Source organism: Pseudomonas citronellolis (assembly GCF_001586155.1).
In the GTDB taxonomy this organism is placed as follows: Bacteria; Pseudomonadota; Gammaproteobacteria; order Pseudomonadales; family Pseudomonadaceae; genus Pseudomonas; species Pseudomonas citronellolis.
This window is the reverse complement of record NZ_CP014158.1, coordinates 4139211-4157466: the sequence shown is the minus strand read 5'-3', so window position 1 is coordinate 4157466 and position 18256 is coordinate 4139211. Positions and strand designations below refer to the sequence as shown.

Below are 18256 nucleotides of genomic sequence, written 5' to 3'. Positions count from 1 at the left end.
TCCCCGGCTTTTCCCGCCGGGGCGGTTGGCGAAAATTCGTCAATGCGCGGGCAAGGCGCGGTCGTTCATGGCAGGCATTCGACCTGGAAGGCGTAGCGCCCCAGCGCCGCGGCCAGGTCGTGGCGGTCCGGGCCCTGGAGCCGGGCGAGGGTGCCGCGGCGGCCGTCCTGGACGACTTCCACTTCAACCGCGTAGCCGGCCTGGGCGGCCTCCTGGCGCACCACGCGCTCGATCTCGCGGCGTTGCAGGGCGGGCTTGAACAGCTTGCCCACCGGCGTCACCGGCAGGCTGGCGAGAATTTCGATGCGCTTGGGCACCGCGGCGCGCTCGCTGACGTGGCGGGCTGCGAAGGCCAGCAGTTCCTCGCTGTCGGCCCGGGCGCCCTGCACCAGCTGCACGTAGGCCACCGGCACCTCGCCGGCATAGGCGTCCGGGCTGCCCACCGCGGCCGCCAGGGCCACCGCCGGGTGCCCCTGCAGGGCCTCCTCGATCTGCTTGGGATCGATGTTGTGGCCGCCGCGGATGATCAGTTCCTTCTTGCGCCCGGTGAGCCAGAAGTAGCCCTCGGCATCCAGGCGCCCGAGGTCGCCGCTGTTCAGCCAGCGCTGGCCGTCGATGTCCAGCCACACGCCACGGTTGTGCGCCTCGTCCAGGTAGCCGGCGAACAGGTTGGGCCCGCGCAGGACGATGGCGCCCACTTCATCCACCTCGGCGTCGCGCAGGTAGCGGCCGTCGTCGTCGAGGACCACCGCGCGCATCGGCTGGTAGGGCAGGCGCAGGCCGATGGAGCCGATGCGCCGCTCGCCGTCGGGCAGGTTGCAGGACGATACGCAGGTGCCCTCGGTCAGCCCGTAGCCTTCGAGGATGCGCACGCCGCTGACGCGCTCGAACTCGCGGAACAGCTCCACCGGCATGGGCGCGGCGCCGCACAGCGCGTAGTCCAGGCTGGAGATGTCGGCATCGCCCACCGGCTGCTGCAACAGCGTGGCGTAGACGGTGGGCACGCCGGAGAAGAAGGTGATCCGGTAGTGCTCGACGATCTGCCAGAAGCGCGCGAGCAACCCGGCGCTGCGGTAGCCCTGGGGCGTGCCGAGGATGACGTGGCCGCCCTGCAGCCAGGGGCGCAGCCCGGTCACCAGCTGGGCGTTCACGTGGAACAGCGGCAGGCCGCAGAAGTAGCGCTCGTTGGCTGGGTCGCCGGCGAGCACGGCGCCCAGCGCCCAGGCGTCGAACACCTCGGCGCCGTGGGTACGCACGGCGATCTTCGGCAGGCCGGTGGTGCCGCCGGTACAGAAGTACGAGGACGGGTCCGTGGCCTGGATGACGCGGCCGCTGGCCAGGCGATCGGCCGGCTGTTCCGCCAGCAGGCCATGCAGGTCGTGGACGTTGCGGCCCTGGCGTTGCCGCTCGACATGCTCGCGCAAGGCCTGGGCGCGCTCGGCGTCGAGGTAGGGCGCGGTGCTCACCCAGACCACTTCGCGCAGCGCCGGCAACTGGTCGAGGTGCGGGGCTAGGCGTTCCCAGGTGTCCTGCCCCGGCGTCGGTTCCAGGGTCACCAGCACCTTGGCGTTGGCCGCGCGCAGCAGGTCGGCCATCTGCGCGCCATCCAGCAGCGGGTTGATCGGCATGACGATGCCCGCCGCCTCGCCGCCCCAGGTGCAGAAATGGGTTTCCGGCAGGTTCGGCAGCACCAGCGCCACCACGTCGTCCGGGCCGACGCCCAGCGCGTGCAGGGCGTTGGCCGTGCGGGTGATGCGGGCGAACAGTTCGGCATGGCTCCAGTGCCAGGCCTGCTGGTAATGTTCGGCATCGAAGAAGAAGCTCAGCGCCGGGGCCTCCGGGCTGCGTTGCGCGCTGCGCTGCAGGGCCGCGTAGGTGTTCTGCGGCAGGTCGTGGGCGGCGAGCGGGGTGCGTTCCAGGTGTTCGATGTCGGCCAGGTTGCGCAGGATCATGCGGCGTACCCTCCGGCGGCGACGTGGCTGCCGGCAGATGCCGGCAGGCGGGAGCGAAGGGCACTGGGGCTGCACGCAAAGGCAATGCGTTGTTGGATGGGCATCGGGGCCGGCTCCATTGTTATTGTTTGGAAGCGTTAATTGAAGGTATTTCAGAAATGAAAGATTTTCAATACCTGGCCTGTCCGCTATTCTTCGTGGCAAGCAAACGGAGCATCTATGGCCATAGGCAAACGAGACAGGACACGCAGCAAACTGCTGATCGCGGCCCAGGAACTGGCCCTCGAAGGCGGGGCGGGCGCCCTGACGGTCTACAACCTGACCGAGCGGGCCGAGATGGCCCCCGGCACCTTCTACAACTACTACCGGACCCGCGAGGACGTGCTGGACGACGTCTTCGAATTGCTGGTCATGGCCGCCCGCCAGGCCGTCGTCGAGGTCACCGAGGGGATGACGGACCTGCGCGCCATAGTCGCCACCTCCGTGCGCCAGACCTTGCGCATGGCCGCGCCGGGGCACGCCGTCGGCCATCTGCTGTTCGACGCCAACCTACCCACCCAGCACTTCATCCTGGGCGTGCGGCAGTTCTTCCGGCGCGACCTGGAGAACGGCATGGACAACGGCGCCTTTCACGTCAGCAACGAGTCCGCGGTGATCGCGATGGTTTCCGGCAGTTCCTACGGCGTGATGCAGGAGATCTACCAGGGCCGGCTGCCCATGGAGATGATCGAGGATGTCGCCGAGCTGACCCTCGGCCTGCTGGGCGTGGAAGCCTCCGTTGCCGCGGCCCAGGCCCGCCTGCCCATCGATTTCAGGGCGCCGCCGAAGCTGCCGCTGATCGCCACCGAACTGCTCCCGCCGCTGGGCGCCGCGGCGCGCTAGCGGCGGCGGGGCTGCTTCCGTCGTATTGCCCGCAGGCCCGCGGGCATCGAGAATGCAGCCTTCCGAGCCAGAGGTGAGCGGCCATGATCCTGCGCGGTATGGCACAGATGCATATCGACGACCTGCCCCCCGGATTCCAGGCGCTGGTCCGCGGCCTGGCGGGCGGGGAACCGTTGGGATTCGTCTGGGTGGTCTTCTACCAAGGGCGTATTTTCGGGGCCTATCCCTGTGCGGACCAGGCGTTGCGCAAGGTGACCGAGATAGAGCATTGCATCAGTGAGGATGAGGTGCCGAGCGCGCAGGGGTGAGGGTGTGGTTCCTGAAGTCTGCCTGATCGCGGACAGAGTCCGCTCCTACGGTGCCAGGAAGCACGGCTTTTCGTAGGATGGCGTTGAGCGAAGCGATACCCATCACCACGGCAGCATGGGTATCGCAAGCTCAACCCATCCTACAATTCCAGGCTACGCCGGACGCCCCGGCGGCGCATAACCGCGAACGGTTATGCGCCCTACGCGTTCAGGGTTTCAGGCCACCGGGATAAGCGGGTCGGCCGCCGCCAGGGCGATGCTGCGGTCGGCCGCCGGCGGGTAGATCCACAGGGTGTTGATCTGCGTCTTCAGCTCCTTGGCCTGCTCGCCCAGCAGCTTGACCTGGCGGTCCCAGCCCTCGGTGTACACCGCGCCCCAGGCGCCCAGGTCCAGGCAGGTCACGTACTTGGGCTGGCGGTAGGGGGTGGGCGGCACGCCCAGCAGGTCGGCGGCGGCGTTGTTGCCGGCGTGGCGACCCAGGGAGATGGCGTGCTGGCAGGACATCACTGCGTGGTTGCCGAGGTCGTCGGTGGCGGCGTAGGCCACGTCGCCGGCGGCGAACACCTTGGCCTGGCCGCGCACCTTGAGGTTGCCGTCCACGTGCAGGCGGCCCAGGGCGTCACGTTCGCCGCTCAGTTGCCCGGTCAGCGGGCTGGCGCGCAGGCCGCCGGTCCAGATGACCGTGTGGCTGTCGATGCGGCGGCCGTCGGCCAGGCTCACGCCGTCGGCGTCCACCGCCGCGACGCTGGCGTCGGGCAGCCATTCGATGCCCAGTTTTGCGGAGGCTTCGATGATCGACGGGCGGATGCCTTCGCCCAGGGCGGCGGCCACCTGCGCGCCGCGGTCGACGACTATCACCCGTATGTCCTGCTCCGCGCCCAGCGCCTCGCGCAGGCGCGCCGGCATTTCGGTGGCGGTCTCGATGCCGGTGAAGCCGCCGCCGACTACCACCACGGTGTTGCGCGCCGGGCTGGCGGGGCGGTTGCGCAGGGCCTTGAGGTGCGCTTCCAGGCGCGCCGCGGATTCGATCTGGTCGACGTCGAAGGCGTGGCTGTCCAGGCCCGGCACCGGCGGTCGGGCGAGCTGGCTGCCGGTGGCCAGCACCAGGCGGTCGTAGCCCAGCTCGCCCTGGCGGCCGGCGGCGTCGCGGTAGCCGACGCTCTGCGCCTGCTCGTCGATGCGCTCGGCGCTGCCCTGGACGAAGCGGATGCCCACCGTGTCGAACAGCGCGTCCAGCGGGGCGAACATGCGGCCCACGTCGGGTTCGTAGAAGCGCGGGCGGATGCGCAGCTCCGCCTGGGGCGCGAGGAGGCTGATCTGCACGTCGTGACGCTCGTGTCGGTCCAGCAGGCGTGCCGCGCTCAAGGCGCTCCAGAGCCCACCGAAGCCTGCGCCCACCACCAGAATCTGCTGTTTCATGATTTGCTCCCGAATATACGTAGTGATGAATGACCTTGAAGTTTCGGCTCCAAGCCCGGCGTGACTGTCGAGTCGTCCGCTGTGGAATTCATGCTATTCGGGGAAGTTGCGCCGCACACTTCTACATGGGGTTCGCGGAATAGTGCGTTGGTCTGGCGGATATATACCCAGGTATCGACAGGACTTGCCGGGGAAGTTTCAGCGCGGCTGGCGCAGGGCGGTTTCGATGCACGCGAGCAGGCGCTCGGCGTCGAACGGCTTGGGCAGGCAGGCGAGCGGGGCGGGGACCGCCTCGGGGTAGGCGGTGATGAAGATGACGGGAATGCGCAGGCCCATGGCGATGAGCCTTGCGTGCAGCTGCAGGCCGCTCATGCCGGGCATCTGCACGTCGGACACCAGGCACTGCGCCTCGCCAGGCTCTCCGGCGGCGAGGAAGTCCAGGGCGCTGGAATGACTGCGCACGCGATAGCCGCTGGCGCGCAGCAGGCTCTGCAGCGCCGCGCGCACGGAGTCATCGTCGTCGACCACGGCAATCACGGCCGTCTGGCGACTCGGAGGGTCTTGGGTCATCGGGAATCGCTCGTGGCGGTATCTGTCGAGACTTCAAGATACGCCAGCGAACAAGGCGAAGAAGTATACCTGGGTATAGTCCGGCGAGACCTGGGTATGGGGTTATGCAAACTTCCGTCGAGGCACTTTCCGCAACTTGGCAACTTGCCTCGATCAATGAAGGGCAAGTTCATGGATACGCATATAGTGCTCAGGCCTCGCGGGTAAAGCGGCTGCGATAGTCGCGCGGGGCGATCGACAGATGGCGCTGGAAGGTGACGCGCATCCGCTCCTCGTTGCCGAAGCCGCATTGCCGGGCGATCTGCTCGATGCTCTGCGTCGAGTGCTCCAGCAGGCGCCGGGCGGCCTCCAGGCGGAACAGCTCGATGGCCCGGGCCGGGGTGCGGCCGGTGCGCTGCTTGTAGACCCGCGAGAAGTTGCGCGGGCTCATCCGCACGCGCTCGGCCAGTTGCTCCACCGTGAGGCTGCGCTCGCCCAGGTGCTCGGCCAGCCACAGGTGCAGTTCGTCGAACAGCGGGCTGTCGGCGGCCTGGGACTGCAGCAGGGTGCTGTACTGCGCCTGGCCGCCGGGGCGCTTGAGGTACACCACCAGTTCGCGGGCCACGGCCATGGCCACCTCGCGGCCGCAGTCGGCTTCCACCAGCGCCAGGGCCAGGTCGATGCCGGCGCTCACGCCCGCCGAGGTCCAGGTTTCGCCCTGCTGGATGAAGATCGCGTCGGCATCCACTTCCACCTCCGGGAAGCGCTGGCGCAGGGCGTCGCACAGGGCCCAGTGGGTGGCGGCGCGGCGGCCGTCGAGCAGGCCGGCGCGGGCCAGCAGGAAGGCGCCGCTGCACACCGAGGCGACGCGCCGGATGCGCGGCGCGGCGGCGCTGATCCAGCCCGCCAACTCGGCGTGGCTGTCCAGCGTGTGGCAGATGTCCGGGGCGCCGGGCACCACCAGGGTGTCGGCCGCCACGGCGTGCGGCGGCGGCAGGCGCGTGCTGTCCACCGCCAGGCCTTCCACGGTGCGCACCAGGCCGCCGGCCAGGCTCGCGGTGTGCAGGCGGTAGCCGGGCAGGCCGCGTTCGGCCAGCGCCTTGGAGGCGGCCCAGAACACCGTCTGGGCGCCGCTGAGGTCGAGCAGGCCCATGTCCGGGTAGGCCACGAACAGCACCTCGCGCGGGCCGTTGCCGGGCAACGCATTCTGGGGGTTGTCGCTTGGGGTGATGCTCATTGCCAATGCTGCCATGCCAATTCCAATCAGCAGCGAGATACCGCCTGCGGCGGCGCTTGGCAAGCCCGGCGCCGGCGCTGGCCGATAACCTGGGATTTCTGTCCTGGCGAGTGGGCGCGGCGGCGCGCTAACTTCGTCCGGATGCCGGGCGTCCCGCCGCGTTGTCGGAGGCGCCGTGGTGGACTAGTTTTTTCAGTCGTATGCCATGCGCGGCGTCGGTCGCAGGAGAGCAAGCCGGATGAATTCGTGGTCGCAATCGGGGGCGCAGCCGGGCAGCGCCAAGCCCAGGGAGCCGGTGGTCTACGTGGTCGACGACGACGAGTCGATGCGCCTGGCGCTGTCCGGGCTGCTGCGCTCCATCGGCCTGCGCGTGGAGACCTTCGAGTCCCCCGCGGACTTCCTCGCCTTCCCCCGCGACGACGCCCCCAGCTGCCTGGTGCTCGACGTGCGCCTGCGCGGCGAGAGCGGCCTGGCCTTCCAGGAACAGGTGGAGAAGCACGGCCTGCGCATGCCCATCGTGTTCATGACCGGCCACGGCGACATCGCCATGACCGTCAAGGCCATGAAGGCCGGCGCGGTCGACTTCCTCGCCAAGCCGTTCCGCGACCAGGACATGCTCGACGCCGTGGCCAACGCCCTGGCCAAGGACGCCGAACGGCTCGCCGCCGAGCGCTCCAGCGCCGGGCTGCGCGAGGCCTACGCCGCGCTCACCCCCCGCGAGCGGGAGGTGATGGGCTACGTGGTAGCCGGCCTGATGAACAAGCAGATCGCCGCCGAGCTGAACCTCAGCGAAGTGACGGTGAAGGTCCACCGCGGGCAATTGATGCGCAAGCTGGCGGCGCGCTCGGTGGCGGACCTGGTGCGCAAGTCCGAGGCCCTGGGCATCGCGCCGCAGACGCGCCGGGCCCCCTGAGCGGGCGCGGCGTGGAGCGGGGATGAGCGACAGACGACAGGTCCTCTGGGACGACGGCGAGCGCGTGTTCAGCCGTGGGCGGCATCCGCGCCAGGATGGGCTCGGCGTGTTGCTCGCGCGCCCGGCCGGCGAGCCGCCGCAGCCCGCCAGCGTCGAGCGCCTGGCCCACGAGTTCGGCCTGAAGGACCAGCTGGACGGCGCCTGGGCGGTGCGCCCGCTGGAGCTGCTGCGCGAGGGCGGGCGCAGCCTGCTGGTGCTGGAAGACCCCGGCGGCGAGCCGCTGTCCGCGCAACTGGGCGCGCCCATGGAGATCGGCCGCTTCCTGCAACTGGCCGTGGGTATCAGCGCGGCCCTGGGCCGCCTGCACCAGCGCGGCCTGGTGCACAAGGACCTGAAGCCGCCGCACATCCTGGTCGACTGCGCCGACGGCCGCGTGCGCCTCACAGGTTTCGGCCTGGCCTCCTGGCTGCCGCGTGAACGCCAGGCGCCGGAGCCGCCGGAAACCATCGCCGGCACCCTGGCCTACATGGCGCCCGAGCAGACCGGGCGGATGAACCGCTCGATCGACTCGCGCAGCGACCTCTACGCCCTGGGCATCAGCCTCTACCAGATGCTCACCGGCGACCTGCCGTTCGCCGCCAGCGAGGCCATGGAGTGGGTGCACTGCCACATCGCGCGCCAGGCGGTGCCGCCCACGGCGCGGGTGGCGAGCATCCCCGCGCCGCTGTCGCAGCTGGTCATGAAGCTGCTGGCCAAGACCGCCGAGGAGCGCTACCAGAGCGCCGCCGGGCTGGAGCACGACCTGCGCCGCTGCCTGGCGAGCTGGCAGCGCCACGGGCGCATCGACGACTTCCCGCTGGACGGGCACAGCGTGCCGGAGCGCCTGCTGATCCCCGAGAAGCTCTACGGCCGCGAACGCGAGGTCGGCACCCTGGTGGCGGCCTTCGAACGCATAGTCGCGGGCGATGCGCCGGGGCTGGTGCTGGTGTCCGGCTACTCCGGCATCGGCAAGTCCTCGGTGGTCAACGAGCTGCACAAGCTGCTGGTGCCGCCGCGCGGGCTGTTCGCCTCCGGCAAGTTCGACCAGTACAAGCGCAACATCCCGTACTCCACCCTGGTGCAGGCCTTCCAGGGCCTGGTGCGCATGCTCCTGGGCAAGAACGACCGCGAGCTGGCGCGCTGGCGCCAGGCCCTGCTACAGGCGCTGGGCGCCAATGCGCGGGTGATGACCGAGCTGATCCCGGAGCTGAAGCTGATCATCGGCGAGCCGCCGCCGCTGCCGGCGCTGGAACCGCAGCAGGCGCAGCGCCGCTTCCTGCTGGTGCTCAAGCGCTTCATCGGCGTGTTCGCCCGGCCGGAACACCCGCTGGCGCTGTTCCTCGACGACCTGCAATGGCTGGACGCGGCCACCCTCGACCTGCTGGAAGACCTGCTGACCAGCGACGACCTGCGCCACCTGATGCTGCTCGGCGCCTACCGCAGCAACGAGGTGGACGAGGCCCACCCCCTGCGCACCACGCTGCGCAAGGTCGGCAAGGCGCAGGTGCGCATCGACGAGATCTGCCTGGCGCCGCTGGGCCGCGGCCACGTCGAGCAGCTGATCGCCGAGGCCCTGCACGGCGCGCCGGCGCATATCCGCCCGCTGGCGCAGCTGGTGCACGACAAGACCGCCGGCAACCCGTTCTTCGTCATCCAGTTCCTCCAGGCCCTGGCCGAGGAGGGCCTGCTGGCCTTCGAGGCGCAGGCGCGGCAGTGGCGCTGGGACCTCGGGCGCATCCAGGCGATGGGCTACACCGACAATGTCGTCGACCTGATGCTCGACAAGCTGGCGCGGCTGCCGGCGCAGACCCAGGAGGTGCTGCAGCAGCTGGCCTGCCTGGGCAACCGCGCCGAGGCCGGGACCCTGGGCAGCGTGCTGGCACTATCGCGCAGCCAGTTGCAGCGGGCCCTGTGGGACGCCATCCGCCAGGAGCTGGTGGAGCGCGGGGAGGGCGCCTACGCCTTCGCCCACGACCGTATCCACGAAGCGGCCTACCTGTTGATTCCCCAGGCCGAGCGCGCCGCGGCGCACCTGCGGATCGGCCGCCTGCTGGCCGAGCAGACGCCGCCGCAGGCGCGCGAAGAGGCGATCTTCGAGATCGTCGGCCAGCTCAACCGCGGCGCCGCGCTGATCGCCGAGCCGGCCGAGCGCGAGCGCCTGGCCGGGTTCAACCTGCTCGCCGGGCAGCGGGCCAAGGCCTCGACCGCCTATGCCTCGGCCCTGGCCTATTTCGCCCGCGGCGTGGAGCTGCTGGACGAGGCGAGCTGGCAGGGCCGCCACGAACTGCTGTTCGCCCTGGAGTCCGGCCGCGCCGAATGCGAGTTCGCCACCGGCCAGGTGGCCCAGGCCGAGCAGCGCCTGCGGATGCTCTCCGGGCGCGCCGCGACGACCGTGCAGCGCGCCTGGGTGGCCTGCCTGCAGGTGGACGTCTACCTGATCCTCGACCGCCGCGACGATGCCGTGGCGGTCTGCCTGGACTTCCTCCGCCACGTGGGCATCGACTGGCCGGCCCACCCGGACGACGCCACGGTGCAGGCCGAGTACGAGCGCATCCGCGCGCAGCTCGGCGCGCGGCCCATCGACACGCTCATCGACTTGCCGCCGATGCGCGAGCCGCTCGCCCTGGCCACCATCGAGGCGCTGACCACGCTGTTCTCGCCGGCCCTGCACACCGACGGCAACCTGGCCTGCCTGACCATCTGCAAGGCCATCAACCTGAGCCTGGAACACGGCAACGGCGACGCCTCCTGCGTGGCCTACGCCAACATCCCGCGGGTCGCCGGACGGCGCTTCGGCGACTACCAGGCCGGCTTCCAGTTCGGCCGGCTCGGCTGCGAACTCGTCGAACGCCGCCGCCTGGAACGCTACGAGGCGCGCACCTACCTGTCGTTCTCGCTGTTCGCCCAGCGCTGGGTGCAGCCGGTGCGTGCCTGCGAGGAGCAGCTGCGCCGGGTGTTCGACAGCGCCAACCGCACCGGCGACCTGCCGTTCGGCGCCTTCGCCTGCAACAGCCTGGTGTCCAACCTGCTGTTCAGCGGCGAGCCGCTGCCCGAGCTGCAGGCCGAGGCGGAGCGCGGCCTGGCCTACGCCGGCAAGGTCGGCTTCGGCCTGGTGATCGACTTCCTCGACAACCAGCTCGCGCTGATCCGCACCCTGCGCGGCCTGGCCCCGCGCTTCGGCCATCTCGACCAGGGCGGCTTCCGCGAGACGGATACCGAGGCGCGCCTGGCCGGCGCCTCGCGGGTGTACAGCTGCTGGTACTGGATCCGCAAGCTGCAGGCGCGCTACTTCGCCGGCGAGTACGCGGCGGCGCTGGAGGCTTCCGCCCAGGCGCAGCCGTTGCTGTGGACCTCCCACGCGTTCATCGAGGAGGGCGAGTACTGCTTCTTCGACGCGCTCGCCCATGCCGCGCTGTGCGATGCCGCCTCGCCGGACGATAGCCGCCTGGACGCGATAGCCGCGCACCGGGACGAACTGCGGGTATGGGCCGACCTCTGCCCGGCTAACTTCAGCTGCCACGTCCTGCTGCTGGAAGCCGAACTCGCCCGCCTGCAGGGCCGCGTGGCCGACGCCGAGCTGCATTACGAGCAGGCCATCCGCGCCGCCCAGGACGACGGCTTCCTCCAGGTGGAGGCGCTGGCCAACGAACTGGCGGCCGCCTGCTACGCCGCGCGCGGGCTCGACAGGGTGGCCCGCGTCTACCAGCAGGGCGCGTATGCCTGCTACCGGCGCTGGGGCGCCGAGGGCAAGCTGCGGCAGCTGGAGGCGCGCCATCCCTTCCTCGGCGAGCAGGCGCCGGCGCCGGGCGCCACCGCCACCATGGCTGCACCGGTGGAGCAGCTGGACCTGGCCACCGTGCTCAAGGTGCTGCAGACCACCTCCGGCGAAATCGTGCTGGAGCGGCTGGTGGACAGCGTCATGCGCACGGCCCTCGAACAGGCCGGCGCCGAGCGCGGCGTGCTGGTGCTCCAGGGCGCCAACGGGCCGCGCATCGTGGCGCAGGTGACGGTCGACGACGACGCGCCGCGCCTGCAACTGCGCGACGAGCCGCTGAGCGAGACGCTGCTGCCGGAAGCGCTGCTCTACCAGGTGCTGCGCACCGGCGAGAGCCTGGCGCTGGACGACGCCCTGGCCGAGGCGGCGTTCGCCACCTCGCCCTACGTGCGCAACCGCCAGGCGCGCTCCATCCTCTGCCTGCCGCTGATGAATCAGGGCCAGCTCAGCGGCGCCCTGTACCTGGAGAACAACCTGACCGCCCGCGCCTTCAGCCCGGCGCGCACCGCCGTGCTCAAGCTGGTAGCCTCGCAGGCCGCCGCCTCGCTGGAGAACGCCCGGCTGTACCGCGACCTCGCCGAGCGCGAGCGGCGCTACCGCGAGGTGCAGGGCGAACTGGCCCACGCCAACCGCGTGGCGACCATGGGCCAGCTCACCGCGTCCATCGCCCACGAGGTCAACCAGCCGATCGCCGCCACCATCACCAACGCCTACGCGGCGCAGCGCTGGCTGGGGGCGCAGCCGCCGGACCTGGGCGAGGTGGGGCAGGGGCTCGAACGCATCGTCAAGGACGCCAACCGCGCCGCGGACGTGCTCAAGCGCATCCGCGGGCTGCTGCGCAAGGCGCCGTCGCAGAAGAGCGCGGTGGACATCAACGAGGCGATCCTGGAAATGGTCGAGTTCACCCGCGGCCAGGCCGCCAAGGGTGGCGCCACGGTGCGTACGCGGCTGGCCGAGGGCCTGCCGCCGGTGGAGGGCGACCGGGTGGAGCTGCAACAGGTGCTGCTCAACCTGATCATCAACGCCATCGAGGCCATGGGCGAGGTCGACGACGGCGTGCGCCGGCTGGACATCGAGACGGCGCCGGACGGCGCAGGCGGCGTGCGGGTGAGCGTCAGCGACACCGGGCCGGGCTTCGCCGCGCAGGACGCCGGGCAGGTCTTCGCGCCTTTCTACACCACCAAGCCCAGCGGCCTGGGCATGGGCCTGTCGATCTGCCGTTCGATCATCGAGGCCCATGGCGGGCAGCTGCAGGCCTTGGCCAACCCGCCGCGCGGCGCGCGGGTCCGCTTCGAGCTGCGGGGCTGCCCGGGGCAGGCCCTAGAGCTGCGATAGGCCGCCGTCCACGCACAGGTCGACGCCGGTGATGAAGCTGCTGTCGTCCGAGGCGAGGAACAGCGCGGCGTTCGCCAGCTCCTCGGGGCGGCCGAGCCGGCCCAGGGGAATCAGGCCCGCCACCTGCCTTTCGAACGCGGCGAACTGCTCGTCGCCGATGCCCATCTTGCCGATGATCGGCGTCAGCACCGGGCCCGGGCTCAGGCAATTGACGCGGATGTTGCGCTGCCTGAGTTCCGCCGCCCAGCTGCGCGCGAAGGAGCGGACGGCGGCCTTGGTGGCGGCGTACACCACATGGGCGTCCAGGGCCTTGAGGTGGGCGATGGACGACACCAGCACGATGGAGCCGCCGTCGCGCAGCAGCGGCAGGGCCTTCTGGATGCTGTAGAAGACGCCCTTGACGTTGATGTCGAACTGCTCGTCGAACTGCGCCTCGTCCACCTGTTCTCCCGCGGCGGGGCGGATGATGCCGGCATTGGCGACCAGCACGTCGAGCCGCCCGTACAGCTGGCCGATGCGCTGGTACAGCGCGTCGATATCGGCCAGCCGGCCGGCATCGGCGCAGATGCCCAGGGCGTTGCCGCCGATCTGCCCGACGGCCTCGTCCAGCACCTGGCGGCGCCGCCCGGTGATCACCACCGTCGCGCCCTCTTGGGCGAACCGCTGCGCGGTGGCCAGGCCGATACCGCTGTTGCCGCCCGTCACGAGCGCGATCTTGTCATTCAGCTTTCCCATCGTTCCTCCAACGTCGTTGCCGAGTGAGTTTGCGTGGGGGATTGCCATGCAGGATCGGCCGGCAGCGGCAGGTAGCGCCCGATCTTCTCCGCCAGCTTCGCGCGGCGATCGGCGAGCCGGGCCTGGAGCGCGTCCAGCGCCTGGAGCTTCTCCAGGTGCTGCTGCAGGCAGGCGAGAAAGCCTTCGCTGTCTTCCTCCTCTTCCAGGTACTGCAACAGGCCGTGGATCTGCCGGGTGCTGAAGCCGCACTCGATCAGTTCGCGTATCCAGAGCACGCGTTGCACCATGGCCGGGGCGTAGTCGCGATACCCGTTTTCCAGCCGCGACGACGCGATCAGCGCCCGGGCTTCGTAATGACGAAGCGCGCGGGTGCTCGCGCCGGTACGCAGTGCCAGTTCGCCAATCCGCATGTTCACCTCCACCGGCGGAACTCTAGGGGCTTGACGCTAGTGTCAAGGTCAAGCGCCCGGGCTTGCCCGGCGCGTGACTTCGGACGGCGATTATAGGAACGCGGCCCGGCGACCAGAAATGCACCTGGGTATAGGCCCGGCATACCTGGGTATGACGGCCGGCGGGGCGCGGAAACCGGCTCGTCTATGCTGGAGTTTTCGATTGCCAGCGAGGGTGCGTCATGGGCCTGAACGAAGCGAGCCAGCGGCTGCGGCGCGAATTATTGAACATGGCCTTCCGCCATGAGGGGCTGGCGACCGACCTGGGGCGGGCCGCCGAGCAGCTGCCGGCATCCCAGGCGGTGCACCTGGTGCGCATGGCGGCGTTCCTGCAGGGCGATGCCGAACGGCTGATCGCCATGGCCGAGCAGGTGCGCACGGGCGTCATCAGCGCCAGCGGCCCCTGACCCCTCCAAAGCACTATTCCCTTCCACCGGCGTGCGGGTAAGGTGGCGGCAGAACACCGCTGGATTGCCCATGAACCGCAACGCCGCGCCCCCGCAGGCCCGCCAGGTCGTCCTGGCCAACGGCCTGGGGCTGACCCTGGTGCACGCCCCGCAGGCCACCCGCGCCGCCGCCCTGGCGCGGGTGGCGGCCGGCAGCCATGACGAGCCGCGGGCGCACCCCGGGCTCGCGCATTTCCTCGAACACCTGCTGTTCCTCGGCGGCGCGCGCTTCGCCGCGGGCGAGCGGCTGATGCCCTGGGTGCAGGCGCGGGGCGGGCGGCTGAACGCCAGCACCCGGGCGCGCACTACCGACTACTTCTTCGAAGTGCCCGCCGCGGAGCTGGAAGGTGGGCTGGCGCGCCTGCTCGACATGCTGGCCCGGCCGCGGTTGGAAGTTAGCGCGCAGCTCGGCGAGCGCGAGGTGCTGGAGGCGGAATACATCGCCCGCGCCAGCGATGCCGGCACGCTGATCGACGCGGCCCTGGCCGCCGGGGTGGCCGAGGGGCATCCGCTGCGCCGCTTCGTGGCCGGCCGGCGCGCCAGCCTGGCGGTGGAGGCGGCGGATTTCCAGAGCGCGCTGCGGGACTTCCATGGCGGCTTCTACCGGCCCGGCAATGTGCAGCTGTGGTTGCAGGGGCCGCAGTCCCTCGACGAGTTGCAGGCCCTGGCCGTCCGGCACTGCGGGGATTGGTTGGCTGGCCCAGTGCCGGTCCGCGACCTGCCGCCGGCCCTGGCGCCGCTGGCCGGCGACAGGCTGCACCTGCGTCTGCCCGGTGCGCCGCGCCTGGTGCTGGGCTTCGCCGTGGCCGAACTGGATGCTGCCGGCGAACAGACCTTCGACGCCCTGGCCGGCCTGCTGGGCGACGAGGCGGACGGCGGGCTGCTGGCCTGGCTGGGCGAGCGCGGGCTGTGCGATGCGGCGAGCTTGCGGGTGGCCTACCGCGCGCCGGGGCAGGCGCTGCTGGCGGCGACCTTCGAACTGGCCCAGGCTCGGGATGCCGCGCAGGTCGAGGCGGCCTTCCTCGATTGGCTGCGGGCGTTGCGTGAGAGTGGCGGCGATGCCTTGGTGACGGACGAAGCACGGCAACTGCCTCCCCTGGAGCAACTGCAGCGGCGTGCCCGGGGCCTGCCGGCGCCGGTCTCGCCGCAATGGCTGGCGGCGCTGGACGCATCATGCCTGGTCCGCCTGCTGGTCGCGGCGGATGCGCCGGGCCAGCCCGCCTGCGTAGCCGGCTTCGACCTGCACCTGGGGCGCAGCCCGGTCGAGCCCGTGGCCTTTGCCCCACAGCCCTGGCGTTTTGCGGCGCCGCCTGCGGCCAGCACGGCGGCGACGGGTGCGATTCATTTGCGTTGGCACTTCCCGTGCGCGCCGGCCCGTAGCCACTTCCTCGCCTTGCGCCACGGCCTGCGCCCGCTGGCGGGGTTGGCGCGGCGCAATGGCGTGAGCCTGCGCCTGGACGAGGAGGGCGCCGACTGGGCCCTGGGCCTGCAAGGCCCGGCCGATCGCCTGGAAAGCTGCCTGGACGGCGCCCTGGCGCTGCTGGCCGAGCCCCCCGCGGCAGTGCTGGCCCAGGGGGAGCGCCTGCTGTTGCGCGAGCGGCAGCAGAAGGCCGCCGAACTGCCGATCCGCCGCCTGCTCGACGCCTTGCCGGTCCATTTGGCGGGGGAGGGTGCGGCTTTGCCGGACTGGTCCTCGGCGCGCTGGGATGTGCTGGTGCGCAACGTCGAGCCACCGCTGGCGAGTCGGGTGCCCGGCCGGTTGGCGACGGAACCGTTGTTGCCGCCGGCACTGGTTCCCGGCCGCCATCGCTGCGTCATGGCGGGTGAGGGCGAGTCGGCGCTGCTGCTGTTCTACCCGCTGCCAGGGCGGGATGCGCCGCAAGAGGCCGCCTGGCGCCTGCTGGCACGTGAGCTGGAAGGCGGCTTCTACCAGCGCCTGCGCGTCGAGCTGAACCTGGGCTATGCGCTGTTCTGTGGCTTCCGCCAGGTCGCCGGCTGGCGCGGGCTGCTGTTCGCCGTGCAGTCGCCGCACGCGCAGCCGGACGCGCTGTTCGAGCACCTGCGCACCTTCCTGGAAGACGCCGCCATCTCCCTGGGCGAACTGCCCGACGCCCGCCTGCACGACCTCGCCCACAGCCTGGCGAACGAGCCGGCCAACGAGAACGCGGCCTGGCGCGACCAACTCGCCGGTGTGGATGCCGGCCACGCGCAACGCGTGGCCGAGGCCGCCCGCCACACCGCCCGTGCCGACCTCCTGGCCGCTCACGCCGCATTGCTGGACGAACAGGGCGGCTGCTGGCTGCTGACCCACCGCGCCTGATCCACCCTCCAGACCTTCTTCCGCTACTGCCCGGGCCTACCGCCCCGGGCACGTACGCCTGCGACTTTGGTCCTGCGCCACAAGGCCCGCTGCCAAGGTGCCGCTACCCCCGCGACCAAGGCGCCGGGCCTTGTGGTGGCCTGGTGCCATGGCCTTGCGCAGCGCTCCGGCAAGCCCCACGCAAGCAGCGTCGAAGCGCGCCCAAAGCAGCGTATGGCGCCGCGCGGGGCGTTTCGATAATCGCCTCCGCCACGACCCCGAACGGTCATCCATCCCCTGCGGAGCGCGTCATGAACAAGAACAACACCGCCATTCGCCGTTTCCTGCCCCTGGCCCTGGCCTCGCTGGGCAGCCTGGGCTGCCTGCCGGCCGTCGCCGACATCAAGCTGTACGACAAGGACGACACCACCTTCTCCACCGACGGCTACTTCAACGCCTTCTACGTCAACAGCGACGTGGACCGCGAGGGCGACACCTACGACCGCCGCCAGTCGCGGGTGAAGATGGGCTTTTTGCCCAACTACATCGGCTTCAACTTCGGCAAGAAGATCGACGGCCTGACCCTCACCGGGCGTTCCTCGTTCTGGGTGACCATCAACGACAGCGAGCAGGACGGCACCGACACCGCCATCGACGTGCGGCAGTTCTACGGCAACGTGGCCGGCGACTGGGGCGAGGTGCTGATCGGCAAGGACTTCGGCCTGTTCTCGCGCTCGAACATCTTCCTCGACGAACTGCTGGCCGGCTTCGGCAACGCCAGCGACACCCTCGGCCTGGTGGACGGCAAGGGCGTGTCCTTCGGCAACATCGGCACCGGCTACCCGTACCCGTTCCCCACCTCGCAGATCACCTACCGCAACAACAACCTGGTGGACGGCCTGCGCGTGGCGGTGGGCATCATGGACCCGATCGACACCAACCAGATCGACAAGGACGCCAGCGACGGCCTGGACGACAAGGCCTACCAGGACAACCCGCGCTACGAGAGTGAGATCAGCTACCAGTTCGACCTGGGCGGCGCGCAGATCTACAGCTGGGTCAACGGCGCCTACCAGACCTCGAAGAACACCAACGACCAGGTCGACGACGTCACCTCCAAGGGCCTGGGCTACGGCATCCAGGCCAAGTTCGGCGGCGTGTCGCTGACCGGCTCGGGCTTCACCGCCAAGGGCATCAACCCCTTCTTCACCAACAACGCCGGCGAAGCCGCGCTGCGCGAGGTGGACAGCCGCGGCATGCTGCTGCAGGGCTCCTACACCTGGGGCAAGAACCGCCTGGCGCTGTCCTACGGCAAGACCGAGGACGACGGCAACGGCCTGGGCAGCGCGGCGGACTACTCCACCCGCGGCATCGCCTACTTCCGCACCATCAACGACAACCTCAAGCTGGTGGCCGAGTACAACCAGTACGAGATCGACGGCCGCAAGGGCTCGCTGGTGAGCGAGGACACCGACACCTTTGCGGTTGGCGCGGTATTGAACTGGTAATCCTCAGGGCTCCTTTGGCAGTAATTGGGCGGGGCGGCGGTGGCGTCGGTCCGCCGTTTTTTTTGTGGGGGGATGGTGTTCTGTCGGGAGAGTCTTTGAAGAGCGCCCTCTCCCCAGCCCTCTCCCTGAAGGGAGAGGGGGCTAGTCCGTGCCGAGAGGAGGAGTGGTTTCAGCCGGTAACTTTCGGTTTTGCCGGCTAACGCCGAAACATCAGCACACACCGAACGGTCCCCTCTCCCTTCAGGGAGAGGGTTAGGGAGAGGGTTGCGGACACCAACCCCGCTCCGCAACTGAACCTGACTCCGCTGTTCGCTATACCGCGAATCGCGCGCAGGGCGCGCTCCTACGAATGACACGGAGCTACGCCTTTTGGAGGTCCCCGCCAGCACCCAAGTAGCATGGGGCCGCGC

At 70.3% G+C, this 18256-nt stretch carries 13 protein-coding genes; 7 read left to right on the top strand and 6 right to left on the bottom strand.

The features are described 5' to 3' along the window. Positions 1-65: 65 nt before the first annotated feature. Positions 66-1952 carry an acyl-CoA synthetase gene (locus tag PcP3B5_RS18015; RefSeq protein ID WP_061562038.1) on the bottom strand — a complete coding sequence of 629 codons (1887 nt, stop codon included), beginning with the start codon at positions 1950-1952 and terminating at the stop codon, positions 66-68. Between the two features lie 219 nt (positions 1953-2171). On the opposite strand from PcP3B5_RS18015, the gene PcP3B5_RS18010 reads away from it, so the two are divergent. Beyond that, positions 2172-2834 carry a TetR/AcrR family transcriptional regulator gene (locus PcP3B5_RS18010; protein ID WP_043271983.1) on the top strand — a complete coding sequence of 221 codons (663 nt, stop codon included), beginning with the start codon at positions 2172-2174 and terminating at the stop codon, positions 2832-2834. Between the two features lie 83 nt (positions 2835-2917). After that, positions 2918-3142 (top strand): hypothetical protein, encoded by a 225-nt coding sequence (locus PcP3B5_RS18005; protein ID WP_061562037.1) that lies wholly within the window; start codon positions 2918-2920, stop codon positions 3140-3142. A gap of 216 nt (positions 3143-3358) precedes the next feature. Here PcP3B5_RS18005 and PcP3B5_RS18000 read toward each other — a convergent pair whose 3' ends face one another. The 3 genes from PcP3B5_RS18000 to PcP3B5_RS17990 form a co-directional block, all read right to left on the bottom strand. Next, on the bottom strand, positions 3359-4561 hold the full coding sequence (locus PcP3B5_RS18000) for an NAD(P)/FAD-dependent oxidoreductase (RefSeq protein WP_061562036.1): 1203 nt from the start codon (positions 4559-4561) through the stop codon (positions 3359-3361). A 198-nt stretch (positions 4562-4759) separates the two neighbouring features. Next, positions 4760-5131, bottom strand: a complete 372-nt coding sequence (locus tag PcP3B5_RS17995) for a response regulator transcription factor (protein WP_061562035.1) — start codon at positions 5129-5131, stop codon at positions 4760-4762. Positions 5132-5321: 190 nt separating this feature from the next. Then, positions 5322-6347, bottom strand: a complete 1026-nt coding sequence (locus PcP3B5_RS17990) for a GlxA family transcriptional regulator (protein WP_061562034.1) — start codon at positions 6345-6347, stop codon at positions 5322-5324. Positions 6348-6585: 238 nt separating this feature from the next. On the opposite strand from PcP3B5_RS17990, the gene PcP3B5_RS17985 reads away from it, so the two are divergent. Further along, positions 6586-7260, top strand: coding sequence for a response regulator transcription factor (locus PcP3B5_RS17985; protein WP_043271974.1), 675 nt, complete (start codon positions 6586-6588; stop codon positions 7258-7260). A 22-nt stretch (positions 7261-7282) separates the two neighbouring features. Next, the gene (locus tag PcP3B5_RS17980; protein WP_061562033.1) at positions 7283-12409 is read left to right on the top strand and encodes a trifunctional serine/threonine-protein kinase/ATP-binding protein/sensor histidine kinase; all 5127 of its coding nucleotides are present in this window, start codon (positions 7283-7285) and stop codon (positions 12407-12409) included. Here PcP3B5_RS17980 and PcP3B5_RS17975 read toward each other — a convergent pair. Further along, a complete protein-coding gene (locus tag PcP3B5_RS17975) occupies positions 12395-13144 on the bottom strand; it encodes an SDR family NAD(P)-dependent oxidoreductase (protein ID WP_061562032.1) in 750 nt (249 codons plus the stop codon). The two genes, PcP3B5_RS17980 and PcP3B5_RS17975, sit on opposite strands and share 15 nt — an antisense overlap. Continuing rightward, the gene (locus PcP3B5_RS17970) at positions 13132-13554 is read right to left on the bottom strand and encodes a MerR family transcriptional regulator (RefSeq protein ID WP_061562031.1); all 423 of its coding nucleotides are present in this window, start codon (positions 13552-13554) and stop codon (positions 13132-13134) included. Before PcP3B5_RS17970 ends, PcP3B5_RS17975 begins: the two co-directional genes overlap by 13 nt. Before the next feature lie 221 nt (positions 13555-13775). Here PcP3B5_RS17970 and PcP3B5_RS17965 point away from each other — a divergent pair, with 221 nt between their 5' ends. The 3 genes from PcP3B5_RS17965 to PcP3B5_RS17955 all read left to right on the top strand — a co-directional run bounded on the left by PcP3B5_RS17965 (position 13776) and on the right by PcP3B5_RS17955 (position 17846). Continuing rightward, positions 13776-14000 (top strand): hypothetical protein, encoded by a 225-nt coding sequence (locus tag PcP3B5_RS17965; RefSeq protein ID WP_058070440.1) that lies wholly within the window; start codon positions 13776-13778, stop codon positions 13998-14000. Between the two features lie 70 nt (positions 14001-14070). Beyond that, positions 14071-16359 (top strand): pyrroloquinoline quinone biosynthesis protein PqqF, encoded by a 2289-nt coding sequence (gene pqqF, locus PcP3B5_RS17960; RefSeq protein WP_061562030.1) that lies wholly within the window; start codon positions 14071-14073, stop codon positions 16357-16359. A 290-nt stretch (positions 16360-16649) separates the two neighbouring features. Further along, positions 16650-17846: a porin gene (locus PcP3B5_RS17955; protein WP_043316469.1), complete on the top strand. Its 1197-nt coding sequence runs from the start codon at positions 16650-16652 to the stop codon at positions 17844-17846. Positions 17847-18256: the final 410 nt, after the last annotated feature.